The 2,387-nt window shown below is 80.2% G+C and carries 2 protein-coding genes; both read left to right on the forward strand.

Features of this window, described 5'->3' with window-relative positions; genetic code table 11:
• Positions 1 to 1,857 (forward strand): methyl-accepting chemotaxis protein (locus DT057_RS34590; RefSeq protein WP_128566513.1); only part of this gene is annotated, 1,857 nt, incomplete at its 5' end.
• The coding region (locus tag DT057_RS34595) for a chemotaxis protein CheW (protein ID WP_162501612.1) at positions 1,850 to 2,387 on the forward strand (538 nt) is incomplete at its 3' end. The genes DT057_RS34590 and DT057_RS34595, both read left to right, overlap by 8 nt.

The raw sequence follows: 2,387 nt of genomic DNA on the forward strand, positions 1-2,387 counted from the left end.
CGCGAGGGCGCGCGGACGCGTGAGGCCGCGGGGACGCGTGAGGCGGCGGGGACGCGCCGCCAGAAGGCCGCCGAGCGGCTCGCCGCCGCCACGCAGGAGCTCGCCGCCGGCATCGCGCAGGCCTCCGGCGCCGCCGCGCAGCTGCGCCGCGCCATGGAGGAGATCGGCAGCGGGGCCGAGGAGGCCGCGGGCGCCGCGCAGGACTCGGCGGCGGCCATCGCCACCGTCGTGCGCCAGTTCGCCGAGGCCCGCGCCCGCGCCGACGAGGCGCGCCAGCGCACCGCCGCGTTCCAGGCGCTGCTGATCGAGGCGAGCGCGCAGATCGCCGCCTCCGTCGCCGCCATCCAGATCGACGCCGTGCGCCAGACCGCCTCGGTCGCCGTCGTGGAGGACCTCGACCGCGGGGCCGGCCAGGTTGGGGAGATCACCGGCGCCATCGCGGCGGTCTCCGACCAGACCAACCTCCTCGCCCTCAACGCCGCCATCGAGGCGGCGCGGGCCGGCGAGGCGGGGCGCGGCTTCGCGGTGGTGGCCGACGAGGTCCGCGCCCTCGCCGAGCAGGCCGAGGTCTCCGCCCGGGACGTCCACCTCCTGGCGGAGGCGATCCGCCAGGAGGTGCGCGGGATCGGCGAGGCCATCCGGTCCGTGGCCGCCTCCGCGGCGAAGCAGGCCGAGCGGGGCGCCCGGGTGACAGGGCACCTCGACGCGGCGCGGGCCGACCTCGCGGCCCTCGCGGAGGGCACCCAGTCGATCCTCGGGGCCGCCATCGAGGCGGAGACGGCGATCCGCGAGGCGCAGGCCGGCGCCGCGCAGATCGCGAGCGCGGCGCAGGAGCAGGCGGCGGCGGCCGAGGAGGCCCTGCGGGCCATCCTGCAGCAGGCCGACGCGCTGGAGGAGAGCCGGGCCACGGCGCGGGGGCTCGCCGACCTCGTGGACGCGTCGCGGGGCGGCGCCCGGGCGGTGAGCGCGGAGGAGATCGTCACGGCCGCCGAGGGCCTGTCCGCCACGGTGCAGGAGCTCAGCGGCGCGGCGGGCGAGATCCTCGCCGCCCTCGACCAGATCAGCCGCGGCACCGGCCTCCAGAGCGCGGCCACGCAGCAATCGGGCGCCGCCATGGGCCAGATCGCCCGCGGCGCCGAGGCCGCCCGGGCCCGGGCGACGGACGCCCTGCGGACGGTGGCGGGCGTCGCCCACGCCCTGGGTCAGGGCGGCACGGCGGTCGCCGCCCTGACCCAGGGCGTGGGCGTCTCCCGCGAGGCGGTGCGGACCTGCCTCGGCCGGGTCGGCGTGCTGGAGGGCCACAACCGGCGCATCGACACCATCGTCGAGGGGATCGCCCTCGTGGCGGTCCAGATCAGCATGCTGGCGGTCAGCGGCGCCATCGAGGCCGCCCGCGCGGGCGAGAGCGGCCAGGGCTTCGCCGTGGTGTCGGCCGACATCCGGGCGCTGGCCCGGGACGCGGCCGCGAATGCCGGCCGCATCCGCGGCACGGTGCGCGACCTCCAGGACGGCGCCGCGGCGGTCCGGCGCGTGCTGGAGCAGGTCGCCGCCACCGCGGAGGGCGAGGTGGAGCGCGGCCGCGGCATCGTCGCGAGCCTCGGATCCGTCGAGACCGACGTGGCGGAGCTGGCCCGCGCCAACGGCGAGATCGCGGCGGGAACCGACGCCATCCTGGCGGCGGTCGCGGCGGCGCTCCACGGCGCGCGCCAGATCGCGGCGGCGACCGAGGAGGCCGACCGCGCGGCGGGCGAGGCCGCGACCGCGGCCCGCGAGCAGGCCCGCGGCGCCGAGGACCTGGCCGCCGCCGTCGAGGAGATCGCCTCGCTCTCGGGCGAGGTGCAGCGCGCGGATGGGTGACGCCCCGCCAGGTGACGCACCGCCAGGTGACGCCCTGACAGGTGACGCCCTGACAGGTGACGCGGCCTCGCGGCCGGCTCCGTCGGCGGAGGGGCGCGTCCTCGTCGTCCGCCTCGGCCCCGGCCGGTACGCGCTCCCGGCCACCTGCGTGCGCGCGCTGATGCGGGTCCCGGCGCTGACCCGCGGCCCCGGCGGGCCGGAGGCCCTCGCGGGCCTCGCCAACCACCGCGGCACGGCCCTGCCGGTGCTCGACCTGCGCCGGCTCCTGCGGCCCGGCGATGCCTCCCCGGCCGCGCCCGGGCGGATCGTCGTCGCGCAGGCGGACGGGCTCCTGGGCCTCATGGTCGACGCCGTGGCCGAACTCGCGCCGGCGCGGCTCCGCCGCGGCCCGGGCGGGGCGGGGCGCGTCGGAACGGCCGGGTCGGCGCTCCTTTGCGCCACCGGGGAGATGGTCCCGCTCCTCGACCCCGCCCGGCTCGCCGCCGCCCTCGCGCCCCGGCGGCCCCGGCCCCCGCGCCTCCCGGGGCCCG

The sequence above is a fragment of the Methylobacterium crusticola genome (assembly GCF_003574465.1).
In the GTDB taxonomy this organism is placed as follows: domain Bacteria; phylum Pseudomonadota; class Alphaproteobacteria; order Rhizobiales; family Beijerinckiaceae; genus Methylobacterium; species Methylobacterium crusticola.